Source organism: Leptothrix mechoopdaensis (SeqCode) (assembly GCF_053893855.1).
This window is the reverse complement of sequence record NZ_CM132699.1, coordinates 551,986-575,016: the sequence shown is the minus strand read 5'-3', so window position 1 is coordinate 575,016 and position 23,031 is coordinate 551,986. Positions and strand designations below refer to the sequence as shown.

The following is a 23,031-nucleotide window of genomic DNA, read 5'->3' as shown; positions in this document are numbered from 1 at the left end:
CCAAGACGTCAAAAATCTTCAATCACCACAAGCACTTACGTCGATCAATGGTCCAGGACCGTTCAAGGTCATTTCTTGAGATCTCGATCGCCGAGGGGTAAGTTTGGGGGTACGCAACGTCGGTGCCACCCATGCTCACCACCCTCCAGATCAAGTCGGCGAAGCCCGCCGAACGTCCCTACAAGCTGTCCGACGCCGGTGGCTTGTTCCTCTTGGTGCAGCCAGGAGGCTCGAAGCTCTGGCGCTATAAATTCAGGCTCAACGGGGTTGAAGGACTGCAGGCTCTGGGTGCGTTCCCCGAAGTCTCCCTGTCAGACGCGCGGCTCGCACATGCAGACTCCCGCAAGCTCATCTCCGCCGGGGTCCATCCCATCCACGCCAAGCGGGAAGCTCAAGAACGCCAGGCAAGGGAGGAGGCACTTCGAGCCAAGGCCAACTTCGGCATCGTGTTCGAAGACTGGAATTCCGCCAGCAGCGCCAACCTCAGACCCGTGACCGTGAAGCAGCGCAATCGGGAGATCGAGAAGGACCTGTTCCCCCGCTTCAAGGATCGTCCCATCCAGGAGATCACTCGGCTGGAACTCACGGCCGCCCTCAAGGAGATCGAGGCACGGGCACCGGAAGTCGCGCGCAACCTTCGGAATCACCTCTGGGGCATCTTCGAGTACGCCATTGATTCAGGCCTCATCGAATACAACCCAGTTCCCCCCGTCCGCGTGCTGCGCAAGAGGAATCAGAAGAATCACCCTGCCTTGACGATGGACATGCTGGGCGACTTCTTGCGCAAGCTGGATGCACTCGACCTGGGACAAGAACAGTCGCGGATGGCGATGCTGTTGGTCACCCTGACCGCTTGCCGCAAAGCGGAAGTGACCGGCGCGAGATGGGACGAGATCGACCTGGAGTCAGGTGAATGGGAGATTCCAGCCTCACGGATGAAGGCGAATCGGACCCACTGGGTCCCACTCTCTCGTCAGGCCGTCGAACTGCTTTCCAAGCTTCGGGAAATCGTGCCACCGGAATGCGACTTCCTGTTCCCGAATCGACACGACCCAACTCGTCCGATGGCGGGTGGGACCTTGAACGCGATCGTGGTTCGACTGGGGTTCGCGGGTGACGGAACGCCGCACGGCATGCGGGCGACGTTCAGCACCCACTTTAATGCGATCGGCGCAAACATTGACGTGATCGAACACTGTCTGGCCCATGTACCGGTCAATCGCGTTCGAGCTGCGTACAACCGGCACGCCTATCAGACCGAGCGCCGGGAAATGCTTCAGGCCTGGGCAGATCACCTGGATCGTCTCCGCTCCGGTACGAACCGGACTCCTACCGGAAAGACCGTTCGGGCTGCTGTACGGAAGCCTTGAAGTGCACGACAGCGACCGCCTCCGAACCAGGTCACTTTGACCGTCGAAGCTCCAGCTCGCGCCTCGTTCGGTCTAACTCCGCCTCCAGCAATTTCTCGTCCGGCAAGACCGTCTGGTACTCGGCCGCCATGATCTTGTTGGGCAAGCCATCCAGGGCGTAGTGAGCCTCGTTGCTGCCTTTGCTGGTGCACAGCACAAGACCAACCGGGGGGTTCTCTCCAGGCTTCATCCAGTGTTCTCGGGCGTAGTTCAGGTACATGTGCATCTGCCCCGCGTCCGCGTGGCTGAACCGGCCGATCTTGAGATCGATGATGAGCAAGCAACGCAGGCGTCGATGGAAGAACAAGAGGTCGACCCGGAACCAGCTGTCGTCCAGCCTCAGTCGACGCTGGCGCCCGACAAACGCGAAGTCGTCCCCGAGTTCCAGAAGAAATCGGCGAGGTGTTGGATCAGACCATCTTCCAGATCTGACTCGGAGTACTCGTCCTTGAGATTGAGGAACTCCAGGACGAAGGGATCCTTGATGGCCTGCTCCGGCGTCACAACGTCACCGGCATCGGGCTTTTCGGCCTTCTCGAGTATGGCCGCCTTGTTGCGCGACAGGGCGATGCGCTCGTAGAACTGGCTGTTGACCTGCCGATCCAGCTGGCGGACGCTCCATCCGCAGCGCAGCGCCTCGGTCTCATAGAACGCCCGGGCCGCGTCAGACTTGACCGACAGCAGGCGCACGTATGCCGACCATGGCAGCGGAAACGCCCGAGCCAAGGCCAGCAGCTCCGGCAATTCTCCAGACGGTGTCTGGAGAATCTGCGCGTTGGGCCAGGCCAGATAGAACGAGCGCATCTGCCAGATGTTCTGCCGGCTGAAGCCTCGCCCGAAACGGTGGGTCAGGTCATCGGCCAGGCGCTCGATCAGCGCATCGCCATAGCTCGCTCTCCGTCGACCGTCTTGTTCGGACGCAACGATGCGCTGGCCGATGGCCCAGTAACTCGCGGTCATCAGCGCATTGACGCTGCGCGCAGCGTCGCGCCGTGCCGTCTCGAGCAAAGCGACGACATCGGCAGGAATGCTGGCGTAGTCCACTGAGCCATCGGCATCATCAGGGACGATGTCAGTCATGACCGTTCACTCCGTGCGAAAGCAAGGCCCAAAAAAGACCAGGCATTCCCGCGTGAGCAAGGACTCACGTTCCAGCAGAACTGACCTGCAGCTCTTCTGCCGTCTTGCCTGCCTCCAGCGCAGCCAGGAACCACCCCGGGCGCTTGCCGACACCTGTCCACGTGTGCCCCTGATCGTCTGCGTACTTCACGACACCATGCGCCTTGGCCGGAGCCTTCCCGGCCTTCGCACGTTTGGGAGACTTCGCGGGCGTTTCCGGTGCTGCGGCCTTCTTGCGCACCTTGGACTTGGGACCCTTCACAGCAGGCGCCATGCTCTTCGCGACTGCCGCCCGTGACTTGCGCACCGGCCCGCGGCTGGTCGCGAAGCCCAGATCCGCTGCCGTCAGACCGTACTCCGCGATCTCGCCCTTGATGCGCTGAACGACTGCGGCGACCTGCTTGCTCCGAATGGCTTCGGCTTCCCGGTTCAGTTTGTCGATCTGCGCCTGGATCTGCGCGAGGGTCTTCGTGGCCATGGACATGTACTTTCTAGGGTGGAGGAAGAAGCATCGACATTGCGACCGCATGGGCGATCGCAATCTCGATTCCAAGGTCGTTCGAATGTAGAGGACTTCCGAGACGGCTGGCTGAAGTACTTGCGCGCGCCTGACAGATCAAGGCCTCGATTCATCGCGCCACAAGGTGCCAATCGTGATCAGAATTGACTCCACCACGACAACGCGAGGTCAGACATGCGCCCCACCGCCACCGAAACCCGGCCCACCGTACCCTTGACCGATTCCGCCGTGCTCCTACGCATCAGCGCGGTCACCCGCCTGGTCGGCCTGGGTCGCTCGACCATCTACCGGCTGATGGCCGAGTCGCGGTTTCCGACACCTGTGCGGCTGTCGACCCGCGCGATCGCCTGGCGCCGTTCGGATCTCGAGCGCTGGAGCGCCGAACGCCCACCCGCCACTCACTGACACCTTCACGGTCGCGATTCATCAGGTGTGCCTCGACGTGATTTGAAGGATCCAGCTGTGCAAGAGCAGGCCGCCCAACACCTTGCCCCACCGCCAGGTCGTGAAGGTGTAGTCCGAGTTGTCAAACGTGGCCCGCCAACAGCGCGAAACGGCGAACCACGTCAGCACCGTCAAAAGGAACGGTCGCACGCCACCCATCGGCAGGTCGACGCGCATCAGCGTCACCATCCAAAGAGCCGGCCAAGCCAAGGCGTCCATGGCGCCCAACAGGCGACGACCGGGCCAGTACGGCATCACCGGTCGTTCCCGACGAGGGATCACGATCCACATGGCAAACCTCCGTCGACTGGAATGGATGTTTCATTGATCGAGGACCGATTCCTCGATCACCTGGCCATCAGTACAGCAGGTCCAAGGTCTCGATAGAACGCACACGGCAACCGTTTGTCACCGAACCTGAATAGCCTCGAAGACCGCGAATGACGCGTTGTCGCTGGACTTCCCGAAATCGCATTTTTGATTAATCCAGCAATTCGATGGAGAGCGCGTGCAATCCATTGAATCAACAACTCAGCCACGGGGCATTCAAAGGCATCCGATCGGAATCGATAAATCGACGACCCGACCTTGTGATGCAGTTCCGATTGCTCACCAGCACTCACCGTCGTAACGAACACGGGCCATTCGATACACCGCCGACAAGGACGGCCGAATGACCCCTGCGTCGAATAGAGAAAACACAAGATTCATTCGAAGGGTTCTCGAGGAGACAGGATCGATGCTCGATCACGACCAACTGGAAACGTTCGCCACCGTGGCCGAGGAACAGAGCTTCGACAAGGCCGCGCTCAAGCTCAACATCACGCGCAGTGCCGTGTCGCAACGGATCAAGGCCCTGGAAGAGTCGGTGTCTCGCGTGCTGCTGGTGCGCGATCGACCGGTGACCCCCACCTCCGCCGGCGAAATCCTGCTGCGCTACGTGAAAGCCATCCGACTGTTCGAGAGTGCGGCCTTGAGCGAACTGTCGCCACAGCCCCGACCGGGCATCCCGGTCACCTTCCCCATCGCGGTCAATGCCGACTCGCTCGCGACCTGGTTCCCGTCGGTGTTGCAGCAGATCCTGCTCCGGCCGCAGACCGCCATCGAGGTCATCAGCGACGACCAGGACCACACCGTCTCGCGGCTGGCCCGGGGAGAAGTCATCGGCTGCATCTCGACCGACGCCCGTCCGGCGCCCGGCTTCGTCGCCGAAGCCTTGGGGGTGATGACCTACCGGTGCTGTGCGAGCCCGGCCTACGCGGACGAACACTTCCCGTCCGGGCTTTCGGTCTCGGGCGTGCTCAAAGCCACCGCCGTGTTGTTCAACCGCAAGGACGCGCTGCACGACGAGTTCCTGCAGTCGGTCTTCGGGTTCGCGATCGAACGCTATGCGCGGCACTACCTGCCGTCCCCGGCGGCGCTGCTGGAAGCCATCACAATCGGGGCGGGCTACGGCCTGATCCCCGGCGCGCAATGCGAAGACCTGATGCGGACGGGCCAGTTGATCGACCTCGCACCGGCGCACGCCGTGGATGTGGCGCTGTACTGGCATCACTGGGAGCTGGAACCACCGATGGCGCGAGACATCACGGCACTCATCGTCGAGATCGCCAGCCAGCAACTGAAGGCGCCGCCGGACGCCGCGTCGCTGTACGACGACCTGCTCGACTTCTACCAGGGCCCGCTGCCGTTTGATCATGACACCGCAGAACGGCTGGAAGATCCCGAACAGAACCCTGCGACGCAGGCCGAGGCCGACAGACCGGACAGCAGCGACACCAGGTCGGCGTCTCCGAATGACCAGCCCAACCAGGCCAGCCCATAGACCCCTGCCGACGCCCCGAACCCGACCTGCATGGCGCGCACCGCCGCTGCCGAGGACAACGGCCGGCCGATCAACACGGCGCTGGCAACGGCTGCCACGCTCGCGAGGTAGACCATGTTGACCGACACCATCGTGTCGACGATGCCCTGGCCCCGCACGGCGACCAGAGCCCCCAGCGCCAGGGCCAGCACGGCGTGGCCACGTCGTCCCGGCCAGGCGGAGGCCAGGGCACCCGACATGGCCCGGAGGATCGCCGCGCCCGACCCGAGCGCAGCGGTCGACAGCGCGGCCAGCAACAGGACCTCGGCCCCGCTGCCCAGCGACCGAGCCACCTGGGCCAGCAGGCGCGGCACGACCTGCTGGCGCTCGCCGGGTCCTAAGGGCGGCAGGTTGTCGGCCATCGCGACAACCACTGTCGGCGGCAGCAGAGCCAGCCCGACCAGCAGCATTGCCGCCAACAGGCATCCTCGACGCGCGGCCGAGGCGTCCTTCGCCGCCTGCACGAACTGGTGGTAGTCACTGCCGCCGATCGCCATCAGGCCCACCCCGAGCGTCACCGCCACCAGACGCATCGGACCGAAGCTCGGCAGATCGGCCACGAAGCGAGGCAAGGACTGCCGGTAAAGGCTCACCCCATCGGCATGGACCAAGGCGGCAATCAGCACGAGTCCACTCAGCAGCAGGCAACCCGCAAACACACGTGCAGCGATCGAGAGATCCAGTCGTGCCGCCGCAAAGACCAGCAACAGCACCACGACCTGTGACGCCAGCGGTTCAATGCCCATCAACCGGACCACCGCGATGCCGCCCTGGATCTGGGCCGCCAGCACACCGGCCATCCAGACCACCGACAACAGCGCGATGGCACGACTGACCTTCGGGCCATAGGCGTCGCCAAGCACGTCCCAGATGGGCCGACCCAGTCGCCAGAGAGATCGCGCCAGTCCGGCGAGCACCAGCATGCCCGCCGCCGTCGCGACTCCGTAGAGCCCTCCCGCCATGCCGTGGGTCACGGCGAGTTCGCCTGACCCGAACAGGAAGCCGATGCCATAGCTGGCCGACACCAGCAGCGTCGCGACATGCAGGGCACCCAGCGTGCGGGTGCTCATGGGCGGGGACCGCGTTCCCAGGATCGCACCACGGCACCGGGTCCGAACAGGTAAGCGTCACAAACCTGGCCGCGCTGGCGCACCAGCGGCAGCCCCTGCAGCAGCGCGTGGGCCTGCGGCAAGCGGTGGTAGGGCACCGCCGGCAGCAGGTGGTGGGTCAGGTGGTAGCCGTTCTGGCGCGGGTGGATGACCGTTCGCAAGAAGCGATGGCCGATCACGTCGCGCGTGAAAGAGAACACCCCGCCCGCCTGCAGACCATGGTGATCACACATTTCCCGGAAGGTGGTGATGGCGTGGAAGGTCGTCGCGCGCGCCAGCAGCCAGAGCCCAGCCGCATGCAAGGCGACGAGCGGCCCGACCAGCACCGCGACGAGGCTCAAGGCAAGTACCCACCATCCCACGATGATCCATCTGCAGGACGCATGTGCCTCCGGATGGACCAGGTGACCCCACACCGAACCCCACCAGCCCGACATGCTGGTCGCACAGACCCGATAGCGCGTCCACCAGTGCGCCGGTAACTGTTGGGGTGGCACGATGAAGTCTGGATCCGATGTCTCTCGGCCGAGCCACTGGTGGTGCCGGAAGTGCGTGCGGCGGTAGAGGGCCAGATCCGCGAACAGCATCGGCGCGATCAGGCCCCGCGCCAGACTGTCGTTGACCGCACGGCGTCGATCGAGGTTGCCGTGCCCGGCGTCGTGCAGCAGGTTGCCCATCGCACGCTGACGATTGCCCAGCAGCAGCAGGGCCAGGGGCAAGGTCACCAGTCCCCAGACTTCGACGGCCGAGATCGATGCGGCGATGACCAGCAAGTCCACCGCCAGATCCAGGACCGGACGACGAAGATCGGGTCGCAGCAGCTCACGGTAGGACCCTGCGGGTCCACGGTCCTGCGACTGCAGTTGCGCCCGCAAGGCCAGCAGGTCCGTGGTGATGTCCGATGGCGTGACCATGGCCGTCTCCTTCCCCGGTGATGGGCGGACGTCGAGGTGGGTCCGTGACCTGGGCCGGTCCTTGGTCGTCCCCGACCATGCCGGGCCATGTCACGGTGGACCGCAAGGTATCAGCCGCTGCCCGGCTGATCCCATGGTTCAGGAACTTTGACGCTGGGTGAGTTGGGCTGAACCAACCTGATCCGGGGGAGTGCCCGCCGGTGGGCACACCGCCCTCGCCGCGCCATGATGTCGACATCGCCGTGCATCGGTCGGGGCCCACCTTGCGGGTCTTGGAAGGCCCGGCGAACGCCGCTAACCTTGCCCAAAATGCGAAAGCCGAACACACGGATCGCACCAGACACCAGGACCCCACGATGAGCGGTGAACGGAACCTCGAACGGCTGCTGCGCCACCTGGCGCCCGAGCTGCATGCGGCGCACTACGTCTACTGCTGCTTCGCAGAGGATCGACTGCCGGACGGCCTGGAGGCCCTGTGCACCTTTCGGGAGACCGAGGGACTGACCGCCATCGTCGAGCGCTCACAGGCCGTTACGGCCGGGGTGCCCTTCGTGTTCGAGGCCCGGCTGATCACGCTGACCATCCATTCCTCGCTCGAAGCGATCGGCCTCATCGCGGCGGTGGCCACGCAACTCGCGCAAGCCGGCATCCCCTGCAACGCCATCGCCGCCTACCACCACGACCACATCCTGGTGCCGGCCGACCAGGCGGCTCACGCCCTGACCGTCCTGCAGGCGCTCGCCTCGGGCTCAGGCGATGAGCCATCGTCACACGCCCTTGATGGCACAGCACCTGCAGCTCAAGCCCTGACGCTCTGAATCTCGTGCTCAGGCCGGGAGGCCTTGCACGATCACGCACGACGCGCTGCACGACACAGATCGTTGCGGTTAAGCGCGACTGACGCGCGGGCAGAAATCGACAAAGCGACCGACCTTGCATTGACGACGTCGGCGGTGCTTGCCTACGCTGACTCCCAGTCGACCGAGCCCTGGCTCGACCCCGGCTTGCCTTGTTCTTCGATGTCCCCTGCGCGCCGACCGTCGGTCCGCTGCCTGTTCGGGAATGGCCATGCATCACCGTGCCCACGACACCCTGCACCTCGCGCGATGGCCCTGGTCATCGGGGTACTCCGTCATCGCGGGTCTTGCACCCCACCTCGCACGAACCGGAGACCGACCGTGAGCCGCACCGTCCGCAAGGCCGCCGACCGCCTGGCGGTGGCGATGCTCGGCAGTCGCCGCGACACCCTCTGCGATCCACCGCTGCGCGCGCAAGACCCACGCGGCACGGTCGAGTTCACGCTTCAACCCACGCCGGGAGGTCTCTATGTCGAGCGCGACGACGCCCCAGTCCAAGGTGTGCGCACCATCCAGTCCCAGTTCTTCAGCGATCGAGAGCACTTCCTGCGATGGTGCGACGACGACCCGGTGCTCCGGGAGCATCGACTGCTGCTCGAACGCGTGCATCGCACCGGACTCGAACGCTGGGATCCGGACGGTTGAGGTCGACCGGCTGGACCCCGATCCCTGGTGCCCCGTGGCCGAGATCATTTCCTCGATCCCGCAGGCGGCCTCACCGGCGCATCTGCAGTCGCGGCTGCAGGCCAGCCTCGGTCCCCTCGGGGCCGATCAGGCCTACTTCGTCACCTTCGTGCGCGACGACGACGACCTGCTGATCTGCCGCTTCATGCTGGCCTGCGAGACCGGGTGGCATCGGCGCTACCTGGATGTGGGCGGCCCAACCGTCGACCCTTGGTTGGTCTACGCGACACACCATTCGGAACCCCTCGTCGCGAGCGAGCTCGACCTCGTCACCACCGAACACCGCCGGGTGCTGACACTGATCCGCGATGGCGGCTTCCATTCGACACTGCTGGTGCCGGCCCATTCCGGCCGGAGCCAGGCACGCAGCAGCCTGTTGTGCCTGGGCTCGCGGACCGAGGGACATTTCGAGCGGGATCACCGACCGAGCCACCGCATCCTGGCCCGGGCACTGGCCGCCGAGCTGCACGAGTGGTGGAGCGCTCGCATCCGGCGCGAGCTGCTCGACAGCGCCCAGCTCACCGCCACCGAGCTGTCGCTGGTCCGGCACCAGTGTGCCGGCCACGGCAGCAAGCAGATCGCCGCCGAGCTGCACGTCAGCCCCGCGTCCATCGACTCACGCTTCCAGCGTCTGCACGCCAAGCTGGGCGTTCCCAATCGACGCCAGGCCGCCCGGCTGCTGGTCGACAGTGGCCTGATCCTGCCGACCGATGCGCGTCGACCCCGGAACAGCCGCATTGAAGGACATCCGATCAACACGGCCATCCCGGCTATCCAGACGGCGACTCATCCGACCGGATCCTGATCGCGGCGCGATGGATCTGTACCCAAAGTCATCGCCCACAAGTGCCCCCTTCGTCCCTAGAGTGAATCCACGGGTGCCGATCTTCGGCCCCGACGTCCGATGCCTCGGTTCAACCTTCGAGAGGATCACCATGACGACAGCTCAATGCGCATCACAAGCGCCCTCCACCCGCTCCCTCAAGGGACGCTGGCACCTCAGTGCCTTGTCCTGGTTGGCCGCCGCCACGATCGGCGCGGTGGCCGTGCCGGCCCACGCGGTCGACGGCTGCCAGGTGCTGCTGTGCTTCGCCGCCTCTGACTGGCGCAAGGTGCCGCAGTGCGTGCCGCCGGTGCGGCAGGTGCTGCGCGACCTCGCGCGCGGACGTTCCTTCCCGACCTGCTCGATGAGCGGGTCGGGCAACTCGGCCCAGCACACCTGGGCCTCCGCGCCGATCCATTGCCCGCCTCAGTACACGCATCTCGTCGAGACCGACACCGGCTCGTACTACACCTGCGACTACAGCGGCGCGATCTCGGTCGTGGTCGATGGTGCGCCGTTCGCCAAGACCTGGTGGGCCATGGGCGGTGACACCGTCACCGAGTTCAGCCCGGCGGCTAAGGCGCAGCTGGGCACCTGGGACACGCGCTACGACGACGAGTACCAGGCCTGGGCCAGGGCACAGCCCGCCCCGGTGGTCGACACCTCGACGCCCTGAGCGCCGCACCCACCGAGGCCCCCGAGATGGACGCCGGCCCTTTCCTGGTCCTCGCTATGGCCTGCGCACCGCAGGTGGACCACCGCACCACCCACGCGCTGGCCAGCGTCGAGAGCAGCCTCAACCCGCACGCGATCGGCGTGGTCGGCGGCGCCCTGTTGCGCCAGCCCCGGCACCGCGAGGAGGCCCTGGCCACCGCGCGATCGCTGCAGGACCAGGGCTGGGACTTCAGCGTCGGCCTCGCGCAGATCAACATGCGCAACGTGCGACGCATGGGCCTGCGCCTGGAAGACGCCTTCGAGCCCTGCACCAACCTGCGGGCGATGCAGACGCTGCTCGGCGACTGCTACGCACGTTCGCCAGCGCCCGGCAATGACGGTCCCGCGCGCGACCAGCAACGGCTGCGACAGGCCCTGTCCTGCTACTACAGCGGCAACTTCGTCACCGGCTTCCGGCATGGCTACGTGCAACGCGTGCTCGACGCGGCGCGCCGCCTGCCGGCGTCGATGTCACCCCCATCCCCTTCCCGCCCCTGACCCACTGCCAAGGAGACCCACCATGTTCCCCAACCTCATGCTGCGCCGTGCTGTTCGTCATCCCCTGCCGCTGGCTCTGATCCTCGGACCGGTGCTCGCACACGCACAGGGCTTCGACAAGATCAACACCACGGTCAACAACGTCAACGCCATCCTGGTCACGGTCTCGGTGGCCGTGGTGACGATCGCGATCATCTGGGCCGGCTTCAAGATGATCTTCCAGGGCGCCCGCCTGGCCGACGTCGCCAACGTGCTGATCGGCGGCACGCTGATCGGCGGCGCGGCGGCCTTCGCCAGCTTCATCGTGGTCTGACGCTCGGGCGCGATCCCCATGCTGGCCGAAGCCATCTACAAGGGCGCGACCCGTCCGGCCATGAAGCTGGGCATCCCGCTGGTGCCGCTGGTCGTGCTGTTCGGCGGCGGGATGCTGCTCATCGTCTGGGGCGGCACGCTGCTGAGCTGGTGGCTCGCGCTGGCCGTGCTGCTGGCCCTCGTGCCGGCCCTGCTGTGGATGCGCTGGGTCACCGCACAGGATGACCAGCGCTTCCGACAGATGTTCCTCGCCACCAAGCTGCGACTGCACGACCGCAACCACGCCTTCTGGCGCGCGCGCAGCTACTCACCCACCCTCTACCGGGGAGCACGCGATGTTTGGCATGTCTAGCAAGGCCGGAACGATCGATGGGACCACTGTGAAGGAAGGTTTCGATCGCACCGATCGCAAGGGCTCACGTCACGGTGCCGGCAACGCCGACAGCCCACTGCGCCAGCAACCCCGGTACTGGGCCCAGGCTCACCGAGAGAACCCGCTCGCGCGCTTCGTGCCTTTCTCCTCGCTGGTCGGCCCGCACGATGTCATCACGCGCGGCGGCGACTACCTGCGGGTCTGGCGGCTGGACGGCGTGCCCTTCGAATGCGCCGACGAGCACCTCGTTGCCGAACGCCACGAGGCCCTGTGCAGCCTGCTGCGCAGCCTCGCCGGCGGCCAGTGGGCCGTCTGGACCCACCGGCTGCACCGTCGCACCCGCGACGCCCTCTCGGATCCGCGAGAGCCCGGCTTAGCGCAGGACCTGTCCCGGGCCTACCAGGACCGGCTGGCGAGCCAGCCCATGATGAGCAACGAGCTCTACCTGACGCTGGTCTATCGCCCGCATGCCTCTCGGATGAGCCGGGCCCTGAGGTCCCGGCAGCGCACCCGGCAGGCCATCGCCGAGGCCCAGGCCGAGGCCCTGCGCGTGATGGCCGAGCGCAGCGCGCTCGTCAGCCGCGTGCTGCGCGGCTTCGGACCGGAGCTGCTGGGCGTGCGCGAGGAAGGCAGCCATCGCTGGTCCGAGGTGGCCGAGTTCCTGGCCTGTCTCGTGAACGGCCGCTCGCGGCCCATCCCTGCGCGCACCGGACCGCTGTACCGCGTGCTGCCCGCCGCCCGCCTGAGCTTCGGCGGTGACAAGCTCGAGCTGCGCCACGGCGACGAGCGCCGCTACGCCGCGCTGGTCGACATCAAGGAATACGCCGACGCGGTCGAGCCGGGCATCCTCGACACGCTGCTCTACGAGGCCAGCGAGTTCATCGAGACGCAGAGCTTCTCGATCCTGCCGCGCCGCGACGCACTGCGCGCGCTGACGCTGCAGCGCGACCAGCTGCTCGCCAGCGACGACGTGGTCAGCAGCCAGGTCGCCGAGATGGACGTGGCGCTCAATGAGCTCGGCGACGGCCAGTTCTGCATGGGCGAGTACCACTACAGCCTTGTGGTGTTCGGTGACTCGGTGGCCGACGCCGGACGGCGCGCGGCCCAGGCCATCGGGGCGGTCGGCGAGGCGTCGAGCCTGCAGCTGGCGCCGGTCGACCTGGTCGCGGACGCGGCCTGGTTCGCGCAGATGCCGGGCAACTGGGCCTGGCGCCCGCGCGAGGCCAAGCTGTCCTCGCGCGCCTTCGCTGCGCTCGCCTGCGGCCACAACTTCCCGCGCGGCAAGCGCGACGGCAACCCCTGGGGCGAGGCGCTGGCCCTGCTGCGCACGCCCTCGGGCCAGCCCTTCTACCTCAACCTGCACAGCAGCCCGGAGGGCGAGGACTCGGCCGACAAGAAGCTGCCGGGCAACACCCTCATCATCGGCTCGACCGGCGTGGGCAAGACCACGCTGGAGATGTTCCTGCTGGTGCTGACGCGCAAGTGGCAGCCTGCGCCCCGGCTGGTGCTGTTCGACCTCGACCGTGGCTGCGAGATCGCGGTGCGCGCGCTGGGCGGCGAGTACCTGGCCTTCGAGGCCGGTCGCCCGACCGGCTGCAACCCGCTGCAGCACGAACCGACACCGGAGCGCCTGCAGTTCTGGGAGCAGCTGATCCGGACCTGCGTCGCCACCACCGCCCTGCCGCTGCTGCCATCCGACGAACGCGCGATCGCCGACGCGGTGCGGGCCGTGGCGATGATGCCGGCCCACCTGCGGCGCTTCTCCACCGTGCGGCAGAACCTGCCCCGGACCGGCGAGAACAGCCTGTACGAGCGCCTCGGGAGGTGGTGCGACGGCGGCGCGCTGGGCTGGGTGTTCGACCAGGCGCCGGACCAGCTCGGATCGCTGTCGGCCACGCGGGTGGTGGGCTTCGACACCACCGAGTTCCTGGATCTGCCGGAGGTGCGCACGCCGGTCATGATGGTGCTGCTGCAGATGATGGACGAGTGGGTCAATGGCGAGCGCCTGATCTACGTGATCTCGGAGTTCTGGAAGGCGCTGGACCACGCGGTCTTCAGCGACTTCGCCAAGCAGAAGCAGAAGACCATCCGCAAGCAGAACGGCCTGGGCATCTTCGACACCCAGAGCCCGTCGGACGTGCTGCGCCACCCGATCGGGCGGACCATGATCGAGCAGAGCGTCACCAAGATCTTCCTGGCCAACCCGGAGGCGGTGCACGACGAGTACGTCGAGGGCTTCGGCCTGAGCGAGGCGGAGTACGAGACGGTGCGCAGCCTGAGCAGCCAGGGCGGCCGGCGCTTCCTGGTCAAGCAGGGCTCGACCAGCGCGATCTGTGAGCTGGACCTGTCGGGGCTGGAGGACTTCATCACGGTGCTGTCGGCCACCACCGACAACGTCGCGCTGCTCGACGAGCTGCGCAGCCAGGTCAGCCATGACCCGGAGGTCTGGATCCCGCTGCTGCAGCGGGCGGTGCGGGTGCGCAAGGCGCGGGCATCAGGGAGCCAGCCGTGATGCCGTCGCGTGTCCTCTGGGTGCTGCTCGTACTCGCCTCGACGGCGCAGGCCCAGACGGTGCCAGGCAACGAGGCCGTGCAGGTACTCGCCGATGGCCGCGTGCGCATCGACACGCCTCCGATGCCCACGACCGGTACCGCCCGGCCGTTGTGCCGCGCGGATGCCGGCTGCCATGCGGGCGCCTGGCACATGGTCGAGACACCGCAGGGCCTGATGGAGTGCACCGAGGTCCAGGCCCGACCGGGCGGCTGCCGCGCGTCGAGCTATGGCGTCACGAAGCGTGCGCGCCTGTGGGTGGTCCGGGTCGGCGGCGTCTGGCAGCAGTGCCAGTACCCGGACCTGAAGAGCCGCTGCGTGCCGGTGTTCGCGCGCCCGCCGGCCAACCTGCCCGTCGACGCGGTCCAGTAGGTTCAGCAGGAGAGGCACCATGTACAGCTGGGTCGGGTCCCGTTTCGATGCCATCCTCAATGGCTACGTGATCAACGTCATCACCGCGCTGATGGCGGCGCTCACGCCGGTCGCCCTGTCGGCGATGACGCTCTGGGTCATGCTCTATGGCTGGGCCGTGCTGCGCCATGAAGTCTCGGAGTCGATCGCCACCTTCCTGTGGAAAGTGTTCAAGATCGGCCTGGTGCTGGCCTTCGCGCTCCAGTCCGGCGTCTATGTCGCCCACGTGGCCGACAGCGCGAATGCGCTGGCCATGGGCGTGGCCTCGACCTTCCTGCCCGCCGGCATCGACCCGGCGACGCTGACCACGCCGTACACGCTGCTGGACCGCTTCAACGACCTCGCCAGCGACCAGACCGGTGACCTGATGAAGGAAGCCAGCCTGTTCCGGCTCGACCTGATGGTGGCCGCCGGGGTCTTCTCGATCGGGTCGATCGTGTTCCTGGTCATCGGCCTGTTCGTGGTCACGCTGGCCAAGGTCTTCCTGACCTTCGTGATCGCGGTGGGCCCGCTCTTCATCCTCTGCCTGGCCTGGCGTCCGACGGCCCGCTTCTTCGACAGCTGGTTGTCCATGCTGCTCAACGCGGTGGTGCTGACCTGGTTCGCGTTCTTCGCGCTGGGCCTGAGCACCCACATCGGCACGGCGATCTTCCAGGCCATCCACGACGGCGGCGGCTTTCTCGGCGGCACCTTCAACGTGCTGGGTGAGTCGATGCGCTACTGCGTGCTGATGATCCTGATGGCCATCCTGTGCTTCCAGGCCCCCGGTCTCGCCTCGGCCCTGACCGGCGGGGCCGCAGTGCAGCAGGGGGTGCAGATGGTCCAGAACGCCATGATGGTCGCGGGCCTGCGCTCGGGCGGTTCACGCGCGATCACCGGCACCGGCGCCGGCGGCGCCGTGCGCGGCGGAACCGGCCTGCCCTACGCCATGGGCCGCGCGATCGGCAGCGCTTCCGCCACGACGAGGCCGCTCGGCGCTGCCCTCGGCTCCTCGGGAGCTAGGGCCGCCAGCCGACCCGCCTACCGCCTCGCCGCACTGCGCGGACGCACCTGAATCCCCCGTCGATCGGGCGGCAGGACGGGCTGCCGCCGGACCACCCACGCCTGTGCTCGTGCCCGTCGGTTCAACAGGAGTTCGCCATGCGCCTTCGTCATCTCCTCCGGCAGCGCGTCGTCGCCTCGGCCCTTTGCCTTGTCGGTGCGCTCGGTGCCGCGCCCAGCCACGCCCAGGGCATCCCGGTCATCGACATCGCCAACCTGATCCAGACCGTGCAGCAGGTGCTCAACGACATCACCGAGATCAACAACCAGGTCCAGCAGATCACGCAGCTGCAGGGGCAGCTCGACAGCATCAATGGCATGCGCAACCTGGGGGCGATCTTCGACAACCCGGCGCTGCGCAACTACGTGCCGGCCGAGGCCTACACGCGGCTGAACGCGATCGATGCGTCGGGCTATGCGGCGCTCGGCAGCACCGCGAAGTCGCTGCGCGACGCGGGCATGGTCTACAACTGCCTGGACCTGAGCGGAGACGCCCGCGCACGCTGCCAGACCGCGCTGTCAGCGCCCTACCAGCACAAGGGCCTGCTGCAGGACGCCATGCAGTCGGCCGCAGGTCGGCTGTCGCAGATCCAGGCCCTGATGGGTCAGGTCAACGCCACCACCGACCAGAAGTCGGTGCAGGAGATCCAGGCCCGCATCGGTGCGGAGAACGCGCTGCTGGCCCACGAGATGTCGCAGCTGCAGATGCTGCAGGGCATGGCCGACAGCGAGGAGCGCATCGCCCGGGCCCGCGACCGCGAGCGGCAGTACCAGATGCTCGGCCGCACCGGCAAGGTGTCGGACTACCTGCCCTGAGCCCGGAGGTCTCCATGAGCCAGACCCTGCCCCTCCACGACGCCCAGCGGCTCGAGACCGACTGGCCATGGGCGTCGGATCTCCATGAGGACCCGTTGCCCCACCAGCGGGCCCCGGTCGACGACGAGTTCCTCGCCCGCGCGCAAGCGGCTGCCTGGTCGCCCCCGGCGCCGATCGAGGAGCCGCCCTACCCCGGCAACCACGCCTGGGAGATCGACCGGGCCGAGCTGCTCGAACGCTCCGAGCGTCGGGCCTGGCGGGTGGCCTTCGGGGCCAGCCTGCTCGCGCTGCTCGGCATCGCGGCGGTGTTCGTGCAGGGGCCGCTCCGCCGCACGGTCGAGATCCCCATCGTGGTGGACCGGCTGACCGGCGAGACCACCGTGCAACAGCGTTTGGCGGTCGAGACCATCCCCGCGCTGGACGCGCTGGACAAGCACCACCTCGCGACCTTCGTGCGGGCGCGCGAGGGCTACAGCTGGATGTTCCTGCAGCGCGACTTCGACCAGGTGGCGCGCATGTCGGTGCAGACGGTGTTCGGCGACTACGCCCGCTTGTTCGAGGGCGACGCGGCGCTGCAGAAGAAGCTCGGGGCCGGCGAGGACTGGCGCATCCGCATCGTCGGCGTGCGGCTGTCGCCGTCCGGCCGGCACGGCAACCGGGGCGACGCCACCGTCACCTACGACAAGGTCGTTCGCCAGGCCGACCGCAGCCTCAACGAGGTCGTCACCCGGCATGTCGCCAGCGTCGTCTTCCAGTACCAGCCCCAGGCGCTGAGCAAGGAAGCCGACCGGCTCGAGAACCCGCTCGGCTTCGTCGTGACCGCCTATCGGTCTGATCCGGAGATCGGTACCGCCGCCACAGCCACACCGGGGGTCAAGCCATGAGCCCGCGTCACCCTGGCCCCGCACGACTCGTCGATGGCGCGTGGGCGCTCACGCTGCTGGCGGCCTTGGCCTCGACCGGACCTGAGGCGCGCGCGGACGGGCCGAGCGCAGCGGATCCTCGCTTGCGCGAGGTGATCTACGACCCGCAGGCCGTCGTGACGGTTCCGGTCCGGCGCGGCGTTCTGACCCACGTGATGCTCGATGCCGACGAGACGATCACCGAGGTCGCCGCCGGCCTCGGGGGCGACTGCGCCCGGCCCGAATCGGCCTGGTGCGTGGTCGCGCAGCCCGGCGGTCGCAGCTTCTTCGTCAAGGCGCGCAGCAGCGCGTCGGCGCCGAACAACCTGGCCGTGCTGACCACCCGGCGCACGCATGCCTTCGAGTTCGTGGTGCTGGGACCGGGGGATGCGCGGACACCGGTGTACCGGCTGTCGCTGAAGGCCGTGGCGCCACCGCCGCCCACCGCCGTGGCGGAGGCACCCCTCCTGCCGCCGCTGCCCGATCTACCCGGCCTACCCATCCCGGAGGAACTCGTGCAATCCCGCCTGCAGGCCAAGCCGCAGGTCCGCAACAGCGACTACTCGCTGGCCGAAGGCGAGCACTCGCAGGACATCGTGCCGACGCTGGTGTTCGACGACGGGCGGTTCACCTACCTGAAGTTCCCTGGCCAGCGCGACATCCCGGCCGCCTTCCAGGTGCTCGGAGACGGCAGCGAGACGCTGGTCAACACCCGCATGGAAGACGACCTGATGGTCATCGACCGGGTGGCACGACGCTTCGTGCTGCGGTCGGGATCGGCCGTCGTCGGGCTCTGGAACGAGGCCTTCGACCTCGACACGCCGACATCGGGCCGCGCCACCACCGTGCCCGGCGTGACCCGCGCCCTCAAGGCCGACGGCCACCCCGACCGTCGATCCCTCAACCGTGGAGGAAGCCGCCATGACTGAAACTTCCCCTGCCCCGAACGACGTCAAGTCGACTGCCACGCCACCCGCACCCCAGGAGGCCGCGCGGAACGAGATCGAGCCCCTGCCCGGCGAGCACGGCATCTCCGACGTCGCGGCGCAGGCGCGCGAGCAGCGTGCCTCGAACAAGGCCCGGATCGCGCTCGTGCTGTTCGTGCTGTCGGCCATGGTGGTAACGGCAATGGCGGTGCAGCGCACGTTCTCGCCCGTCCCTGCGGAGGAGCCACACGAGATCCAGCCAAACCGGAATCGACCCGCCGCGACGATGGGCGGGCATCGCCAGCTGGACCTGAGCGGCTTGCCGCCCGTGCCAGGCGTGGCGGGTACCGCGAGTGCCCCGAGCGCCGCCGCAGCGCCAGCCATGCCGATGGCCGCATCCGGTCCGCGCATCCCGGCGATCACGGGCATGCCGGACGATCGCGCCGAGCCCATCGGCGTCCGGCGGACGACCTCGACGGCACCGGTCACCGCGAGCTTCAGGCTGCCGCCGCCCGAGGACGCTCCGGTGCTACTGGCGTCGATTCGACCGGGGGCCGTCGCTGCGGCCTCGCCACCGATCCCACCATCGTCCGAGGGCAAGGCCGATCCCCTGGCCGCGACACAGCGCAACCTCCAGGCCTATCAGGCGCAGCTGCAGGGGCTGATGGACACGCTGAGCCGCACGACGACGGCGGCGACCACCGCCGGGACGCGCAGCGAGGATGCACCGGTAACGCCCTCGAGTGCACCCTCGACACCGCCCTCGACGACAAGATCGACGGGCACCAGCCCGACCGCATCGGCGAGCAGCGGCACATCGTCCAGCGGGCTGTTCGGCGGACAGCTGCAGGGCTCGGCGACGCCGCGCGTCAGCGCCACGATGCTCGGCGACCGCAGCCTCACTTTGCCCAAGGGCACGGCCTTCACCTGCGCCCTCAAGACCCGCCTCATCAGCGCGACCTCGGGCCTGGTCGGCTGCCAGGTCCAGCGCAACGTCTACGGCGACGATGGTCGGGTGCTGCTGATCGAGCGCGGCTCGCACCTCGACGGCGAGTACCGCATCGCCTCGGTCAAGCCAGGCACCGTCCGCATTCCGGTGCTGTGGACCCGGCTGCGCACGCCGCTGGGCGTGACGGTGGACATCGAGTCGCCCGGCACCGGTCCGCTCGGCGAGTCCGGGATCGACGGCCATGTCGACAACCGCTGGGACGAGCGCATCGGTGCGGCGATGCTGCTGTCGCTCATCGATGACTCGGTCAAGCTCGTCATCCAGCAGCAGTCCGGCGACGGGCCCGCGAATGGCGCGGGGAATGGCGGCAGCACCGTCGTCCTGCCGTCGACCACTGCGCAGACCAGCAAGCTGGCCGAGAAGGTGCTCGAGAGCACGATCAACATCCCGCCGCTGATCTACCAGAACCAGGGTGGCGTGGTCGGCATCTACGTCGCGCGCGACGTCGACTTCGGGTCGGTCTACGAGCTGCGCCCCGAGCCGGTCGAGCCCGGCCGTTGAGGCCACGGGAGACGTCACCATGGCCATGCCAATGGAAACGCATCCCGTCGCCGACCGCGACGGGGACCACGACGGAGTCGACAGCGGGGACGCCTGGTCGGGCGACGCCACCTCGGTGGTGGAATTCCTCCGCCCCTTGCGCGAGCACCTCGATCGGCCTGGCGTGCTCGAGGTCTGCCTGAACCGCCCCGGCGAGCTGCAGATCGAGTCGGCTACCGGCTGGCAAGCGGTCACCGCACCCGAGATGACCCAGGAGCGCTGCCTGTCGCTGGCCACCGCCGTCGCCACCTTCTGTGACCAGCAGATCAACCAGGAACGGCCGCTGCTGTCGGCCACGTTGCCCAGCGGCGAGCGCATCCAGTTCGTCATACCGCCGGCCGTGCCGCGCGGCACGGTGTCGATCACGGTGCGCCGGCCCTCCCAGCTGGTCAGGCGCCTCGACGACTTCGAACGCGAAGGCCTGTTCGCGCGCACCGCCGATGCGGCGGTGCGCCTGGATGGTGACAGTCAGTCGGTCGAGCTGTTCGAGCGCGAGCTCGTGTCCCTCAAGGAGGCCGGCCGCTACGCCGACTTCCTGCGCCTGGCAGTGCGCCGGCACCAGACCATCGTGGTCAGCGGTCGCACTGGCTCGGGCAAGACCACCTTCATGAAAGGCCTGGTCGAGGAGGTGCCGCGCCAGGAGCGCCTGATCACGATCCAGGACACCGCCGAGCTGACGCTGCCGAACCATCCCAACGTCGTGCACCTGTTCTACAGCAAGGACGCCCAGGGCACGGCTCGGGTGACGGCCAAGTCATTGCTGGAGGCCTGCCTGCGCATGAAGCCCGACCGGATCTTCCTGGCCGAGGTGCGGGGCGACGAGTGTTTTCACTTTGTCCGGCTGGCTGCCTCCGGTCACCCGGGCAGCATCACCAGCCTGCATGCCGGCAGCTGCGGACTGGCCCTGGCGCAGATGTCGCTGATGATCAGGGAGTGCGGCGCTGGCGGGGGCCTGCGACTGGACGAGATCCATGCACTGCTGGCCATGGTGGTCGACGTCATCGTGCAGTTCGACCGCGACGAGCGTGGGCGCTACATCTCGGAGATCGCCTACACGCCCCGTGCCTTGCGGGCGCCGGGGGGAGGCCCACGGCCATGAACGCCGGACAGGCCGCACCCACCGCACGCACCGCGACCCGAATGGGGTCGTCGGTCTGGCTGACGCCACGGCGTGCCCTCCTCATCGGCCTCGGCATGATGGCCTTCGTGGCGCTGGCGATTGCAGCGGCCTACGTTGCCGCCGCGCTCTTCCTCCTGCTCAACAAGGTCGATCCGCGTCGTGCCGAGTGGACCAGCCTGTGGGACTACTGGACCCTCTACAGCCCGGACCCGACCCAGCGCAGGCGCCTGCTGCTGGCCATGGTGGTGTCCGGTGGGGGCCTGCTGGTGGCGCTGCCCGGCTCGCTGCTGGCGGCAACGCAGCCGCGCCGTCGGCTGCATGGGGACGCCCGCTTCGCGACCTCGGCCGAGATCGCCGCTGCGGGGCTGTTCGGTGACGCCGGCGACGGCAGGCCCGGCATCCTGATCGGGCGGCACCAGGGCCGCTTCATCAGCCTGGGAGGACAGCTCTCGGTGATGCTCTCGGCGCCGACGCGCAGCGGCAAGGGCGTCGGGGTCGTGATTCCCAACCTGCTGAACTGGCCGGACTCGGTCGTGGTGCTCGACATCAAGGGCGAGAACCACGCGGTGACCGCCGGCTTCCGGGCAAGGTCGGGCCAGAAGGTCTACGCCTTCGCGCCATTCGACGACCAGGCTCGCAGCCACCGCTGGAACCCGCTGTCGGCGGTGCGCGAAAGCCCGATGCACCGAGTCGGCGACCTGCTCGCGATCGGTCAGGTCTTCTACCCGAACGATGGCAGCGGCACGTCCTCGGAGGCCTTCTTCAACGACCAGGCACGCAACCTGTTCATGGGCCTGGGCCTGCTGCTGCTGGAGACCCCGGTCCTGCCGCGCACGATCGGGGAGATGCTGCGGCAGTCCTCTGGCAAGGGCCGCTCGCTGCGCGACCACCTCGCCGACCAGATCCGCAACCGGCGCGAGGCCACTGCAACCCATGGCCCGGCGCTGACCGAGGAGTGCATCGATGCGCTGCAGCGCCTGCTGTCGAATTCGGAGAACACGCTGTCCAGCATCGTCGCGACCTTCAATGCGCCGCTGACGATCTTCGCGGACGCGGTGGTCGATGCGGCTACCAGCGCCAATGACTTCGAGCTGGAAGCGGTGCGCAAGACGCGGATGTCGGTCTACGTCCACATCCCGCCCAACCGCCTGGCCAGCGCCCGGCCGCTGCTGAACCTGTTCTTCTCCCAGCTGGTCAGCCTCAACACGCAGACGCTGCCCGAACACGACCCGGAACTGAAGGTGCAGTGCCTGCTGGTCAACGACGAGTTCACGACCATGGGCCGCGTCGGCGTGATCACCCTATCGGCCGCCTTCCTCGCCGGCTACAACCTGCGGCTGCTGACGGTGGTGCAGGCGATGTCGCAACTGGACGCGGTCTACGGCGACAAGGAGGCCCGGACCTTTGCGACCAACCACGGCCTGCAGATCCTGTTCGCGCCGCGCGAGCAGCGCGACGCCGACGAGTACAGCGCGATGCTCGGTCACTTCACAGAGCGGTCCACCTCGCGCGGCCACAGCCGGTCGATGGGGCAACACGGCAGCCGCACCGTCAGCGTCAACGAGAGCGAACAGCGCCGTGCGCTGCTGCTGCCACAGGAGTTCAAGGAACTGGGCAGCGAACGGCTGGTGGTGATCGCCGAGAACTGCAAGCCCATCCTGGGCGAGAAGATTCGCTACCACCGGGACCCGGCCTTCACGAGCCGGCTGTTGCCGCCTCCCCCGGTGCCCGCACTGGACATGGACCTGCACCTGGCCAAGGTCCAGCAACGCTGGCGCGTGCTGGACGAGGAGCTCGCGCCGGGCGAGACCCTGAACATCGAGCAGCTGGCCCACGACTTCTCCCAGCTGCCCGACAACTTCGAGGCACTTCCCGCCGAGGACGTCGCCGGCATCTGCGTCGACGTCTTCTTTCACGGGAGCGCACCTCAAGCCGGCGGTGCCGTCGAGCCTGCCGCCGACGAGGACGGCGTCCTGATCTCGGACGAGCACGAAGCCGACATGTCAATCACGGCCGAGAACGCCCTCGAAGCGCCGTTGTCGCATGCCGCGGTTCCCACACCACCCGACGCCTGAC

Annotated in this window: 22 protein-coding genes and 2 pseudogenes; 19 read left to right on the top strand and 5 right to left on the bottom strand. The window is 67.6% G+C overall.

Features of this window, described 5'->3' with window-relative positions:
- Positions 1-131: 131 nt before the first annotated feature.
- The gene (locus tag ACWA7K_RS02600; protein WP_456165361.1) at positions 132-1,370 is read left to right on the top strand and encodes a tyrosine-type recombinase/integrase; all 1,239 of its coding nucleotides are present in this window, start codon (positions 132-134) and stop codon (positions 1,368-1,370) included.
- A gap of 31 nt (positions 1,371-1,401) precedes the next feature.
- Here ACWA7K_RS02600 and ACWA7K_RS02595 read toward each other — a convergent pair.
- Together ACWA7K_RS02595 and ACWA7K_RS02590 are read right to left on the bottom strand one after the other, a co-directional pair.
- Positions 1,402-2,489: pseudogene (locus ACWA7K_RS02595) on the bottom strand (PDDEXK nuclease domain-containing protein).
- A gap of 64 nt (positions 2,490-2,553) precedes the next feature.
- On the bottom strand, positions 2,554-3,006 hold the full coding sequence (locus tag ACWA7K_RS02590) for an H-NS histone family protein (protein ID WP_456165359.1): 453 nt from the start codon (positions 3,004-3,006) through the stop codon (positions 2,554-2,556).
- 270 nt (positions 3,007-3,276) lie between these two features.
- Here ACWA7K_RS02590 and ACWA7K_RS02585 point away from each other — a divergent pair, with 270 nt between their 5' ends.
- Positions 3,277-3,453 (top strand): helix-turn-helix transcriptional regulator, encoded by a 177-nt coding sequence (locus tag ACWA7K_RS02585; protein ID WP_456210321.1) that lies wholly within the window; start codon positions 3,277-3,279, stop codon positions 3,451-3,453.
- A gap of 21 nt (positions 3,454-3,474) precedes the next feature.
- Here the strand turns inward: ACWA7K_RS02585 and ACWA7K_RS02580 are convergent, their stop codons facing one another.
- A complete protein-coding gene (locus ACWA7K_RS02580; RefSeq protein WP_456165356.1) occupies positions 3,475-3,783 on the bottom strand; it encodes a hypothetical protein in 309 nt (102 codons plus the stop codon).
- Between the two features lie 382 nt (positions 3,784-4,165).
- On the opposite strand from ACWA7K_RS02580, the pseudogene ACWA7K_RS02575 reads away from it, so the two are divergent.
- A pseudogene (locus ACWA7K_RS02575) lies at positions 4,166-5,119 on the top strand (HTH-type transcriptional regulator ArgP); the annotation flags it as partial.
- Between the two features lie 68 nt (positions 5,120-5,187).
- Here ACWA7K_RS02575 and ACWA7K_RS02570 read toward each other — a convergent pair.
- Together ACWA7K_RS02570 and ACWA7K_RS02565 are read right to left on the bottom strand one after the other, a co-directional pair.
- Positions 5,188-6,426 carry a hypothetical protein gene (locus tag ACWA7K_RS02570; RefSeq protein WP_456165354.1) on the bottom strand — a complete coding sequence of 413 codons (1,239 nt, stop codon included), beginning with the start codon at positions 6,424-6,426 and terminating at the stop codon, positions 5,188-5,190.
- Positions 6,423-7,379 carry a fatty acid desaturase family protein gene (locus tag ACWA7K_RS02565; RefSeq protein WP_456165352.1) on the bottom strand — a complete coding sequence of 319 codons (957 nt, stop codon included), beginning with the start codon at positions 7,377-7,379 and terminating at the stop codon, positions 6,423-6,425. Before ACWA7K_RS02565 ends, ACWA7K_RS02570 begins: the two co-directional genes overlap by 4 nt.
- Before the next feature lie 356 nt (positions 7,380-7,735).
- Here ACWA7K_RS02565 and ACWA7K_RS02560 point away from each other — a divergent pair, with 356 nt between their 5' ends.
- The 16 genes from ACWA7K_RS02560 to ACWA7K_RS02485 all read left to right on the top strand — a co-directional run bounded on the left by ACWA7K_RS02560 (position 7,736) and on the right by ACWA7K_RS02485 (position 23,030).
- On the top strand, positions 7,736-8,197 hold the full coding sequence (locus tag ACWA7K_RS02560) for an ACT domain-containing protein (protein WP_456165350.1): 462 nt from the start codon (positions 7,736-7,738) through the stop codon (positions 8,195-8,197).
- Positions 8,198-8,557: 360 nt separating this feature from the next.
- Positions 8,558-8,881: a hypothetical protein gene (locus ACWA7K_RS02555; RefSeq protein WP_456165348.1), complete on the top strand. Its 324-nt coding sequence runs from the start codon at positions 8,558-8,560 to the stop codon at positions 8,879-8,881.
- Between the two features lie 34 nt (positions 8,882-8,915).
- The gene (locus ACWA7K_RS02550) at positions 8,916-9,725 is read left to right on the top strand and encodes a helix-turn-helix transcriptional regulator (protein ID WP_456165346.1); all 810 of its coding nucleotides are present in this window, start codon (positions 8,916-8,918) and stop codon (positions 9,723-9,725) included.
- 130 nt (positions 9,726-9,855) lie between these two features.
- Complete coding sequence (locus ACWA7K_RS02545) at positions 9,856-10,419, top strand: hypothetical protein (protein WP_456165344.1); 564 nt, start codon at positions 9,856-9,858, stop codon at positions 10,417-10,419.
- Between the two features lie 26 nt (positions 10,420-10,445).
- Complete coding sequence (locus ACWA7K_RS02540) at positions 10,446-10,955, top strand: lytic transglycosylase domain-containing protein (protein WP_456165343.1); 510 nt, start codon at positions 10,446-10,448, stop codon at positions 10,953-10,955.
- 22 nt (positions 10,956-10,977) lie between these two features.
- Complete coding sequence (locus tag ACWA7K_RS02535; protein ID WP_456165341.1) at positions 10,978-11,268, top strand: TrbC/VirB2 family protein; 291 nt, start codon at positions 10,978-10,980, stop codon at positions 11,266-11,268.
- Between the two features lie 18 nt (positions 11,269-11,286).
- Entirely contained in the window at positions 11,287-11,619 is a 333-nt protein-coding gene (locus tag ACWA7K_RS02530) for a type IV secretion system protein VirB3 (RefSeq protein ID WP_456165339.1), read from the top strand.
- 97 nt (positions 11,620-11,716) lie between these two features.
- On the top strand, positions 11,717-14,152 hold the full coding sequence (locus ACWA7K_RS02525) for a VirB4 family type IV secretion/conjugal transfer ATPase (protein WP_456168664.1): 2,436 nt from the start codon (positions 11,717-11,719) through the stop codon (positions 14,150-14,152).
- Positions 14,152-14,562 carry a hypothetical protein gene (locus ACWA7K_RS02520; RefSeq protein WP_456165337.1) on the top strand — a complete coding sequence of 137 codons (411 nt, stop codon included), beginning with the start codon at positions 14,152-14,154 and terminating at the stop codon, positions 14,560-14,562. Before ACWA7K_RS02525 ends, ACWA7K_RS02520 begins: the two co-directional genes overlap by 1 nt.
- 19 nt (positions 14,563-14,581) lie before the next feature.
- Positions 14,582-15,655, top strand: coding sequence for a type IV secretion system protein (locus ACWA7K_RS02515; protein WP_456165335.1), 1,074 nt, complete (start codon positions 14,582-14,584; stop codon positions 15,653-15,655).
- 86 nt (positions 15,656-15,741) lie between these two features.
- On the top strand, positions 15,742-16,458 hold the full coding sequence (locus ACWA7K_RS02510; RefSeq protein WP_456165333.1) for a type IV secretion system protein: 717 nt from the start codon (positions 15,742-15,744) through the stop codon (positions 16,456-16,458).
- Between the two features lie 14 nt (positions 16,459-16,472).
- Entirely contained in the window at positions 16,473-17,342 is an 870-nt protein-coding gene (locus ACWA7K_RS02505) for a virB8 family protein (RefSeq protein WP_456165331.1), read from the top strand.
- Between the two features lie 131 nt (positions 17,343-17,473).
- Positions 17,474-18,289: a TrbG/VirB9 family P-type conjugative transfer protein gene (locus ACWA7K_RS02500; RefSeq protein ID WP_456168662.1), complete on the top strand. Its 816-nt coding sequence runs from the start codon at positions 17,474-17,476 to the stop codon at positions 18,287-18,289.
- Positions 18,267-19,796 carry a type IV secretion system protein VirB10 gene (gene virB10 / locus ACWA7K_RS02495; RefSeq protein WP_456210319.1) on the top strand — a complete coding sequence of 510 codons (1,530 nt, stop codon included), beginning with the start codon at positions 18,267-18,269 and terminating at the stop codon, positions 19,794-19,796. The genes ACWA7K_RS02500 and virB10 overlap by 23 nt, the downstream gene beginning before the upstream one ends.
- A gap of 118 nt (positions 19,797-19,914) precedes the next feature.
- A complete protein-coding gene (gene virB11, locus ACWA7K_RS02490; RefSeq protein ID WP_456210317.1) occupies positions 19,915-20,934 on the top strand; it encodes a P-type DNA transfer ATPase VirB11 in 1,020 nt (339 codons plus the stop codon).
- 95 nt (positions 20,935-21,029) lie between these two features.
- Positions 21,030-23,030, top strand: a complete 2,001-nt coding sequence (locus ACWA7K_RS02485) for a type IV secretory system conjugative DNA transfer family protein (protein WP_456210315.1) — start codon at positions 21,030-21,032, stop codon at positions 23,028-23,030.
- Position 23,031: the final 1 nt, after the last annotated feature.

What these genes read in the sequence shown, in the direction of transcription:
- ACWA7K_RS02580 (WP_456165356.1), bottom strand. Translation starts at nt 3,783, where the DNA reads ATGTGGATCGTGATCCCTCGTCGGGAACGACCGGTGATGCCGTACTGG.
- ACWA7K_RS02485 (WP_456210315.1), top strand. Translation starts at nt 21,030, where the DNA reads ATGATGGCCTTCGTGGCGCTGGCGATTGCAGCGGCCTACGTTGCCGCC.
- ACWA7K_RS02570 (WP_456165354.1), bottom strand. Translation starts at nt 6,426, where the DNA reads ATGAGCACCCGCACGCTGGGTGCCCTGCATGTCGCGACGCTGCTGGTG.
- ACWA7K_RS02520 (WP_456165337.1), top strand. Translation starts at nt 14,152, where the DNA reads ATGCCGTCGCGTGTCCTCTGGGTGCTGCTCGTACTCGCCTCGACGGCG.
- ACWA7K_RS02560 (WP_456165350.1), top strand. Translation starts at nt 7,736, where the DNA reads ATGAGCGGTGAACGGAACCTCGAACGGCTGCTGCGCCACCTGGCGCCC.
- ACWA7K_RS02535 (WP_456165341.1), top strand. Translation starts at nt 10,978, where the DNA reads ATGTTCCCCAACCTCATGCTGCGCCGTGCTGTTCGTCATCCCCTGCCG.
- ACWA7K_RS02515 (WP_456165335.1), top strand. Translation starts at nt 14,582, where the DNA reads ATGTACAGCTGGGTCGGGTCCCGTTTCGATGCCATCCTCAATGGCTAC.
- ACWA7K_RS02505 (WP_456165331.1), top strand. Translation starts at nt 16,473, where the DNA reads ATGAGCCAGACCCTGCCCCTCCACGACGCCCAGCGGCTCGAGACCGAC.
- ACWA7K_RS02565 (WP_456165352.1), bottom strand. Translation starts at nt 7,379, where the DNA reads ATGGTCACGCCATCGGACATCACCACGGACCTGCTGGCCTTGCGGGCG.
- ACWA7K_RS02510 (WP_456165333.1), top strand. Translation starts at nt 15,742, where the DNA reads ATGCGCCTTCGTCATCTCCTCCGGCAGCGCGTCGTCGCCTCGGCCCTT.
- ACWA7K_RS02545 (WP_456165344.1), top strand. Translation starts at nt 9,856, where the DNA reads ATGACGACAGCTCAATGCGCATCACAAGCGCCCTCCACCCGCTCCCTC.
- ACWA7K_RS02600 (WP_456165361.1), top strand. Translation starts at nt 132, where the DNA reads ATGCTCACCACCCTCCAGATCAAGTCGGCGAAGCCCGCCGAACGTCCC.
- ACWA7K_RS02590 (WP_456165359.1), bottom strand. Translation starts at nt 3,006, where the DNA reads ATGGCCACGAAGACCCTCGCGCAGATCCAGGCGCAGATCGACAAACTG.
- ACWA7K_RS02540 (WP_456165343.1), top strand. Translation starts at nt 10,446, where the DNA reads ATGGACGCCGGCCCTTTCCTGGTCCTCGCTATGGCCTGCGCACCGCAG.
- ACWA7K_RS02530 (WP_456165339.1), top strand. Translation starts at nt 11,287, where the DNA reads ATGCTGGCCGAAGCCATCTACAAGGGCGCGACCCGTCCGGCCATGAAG.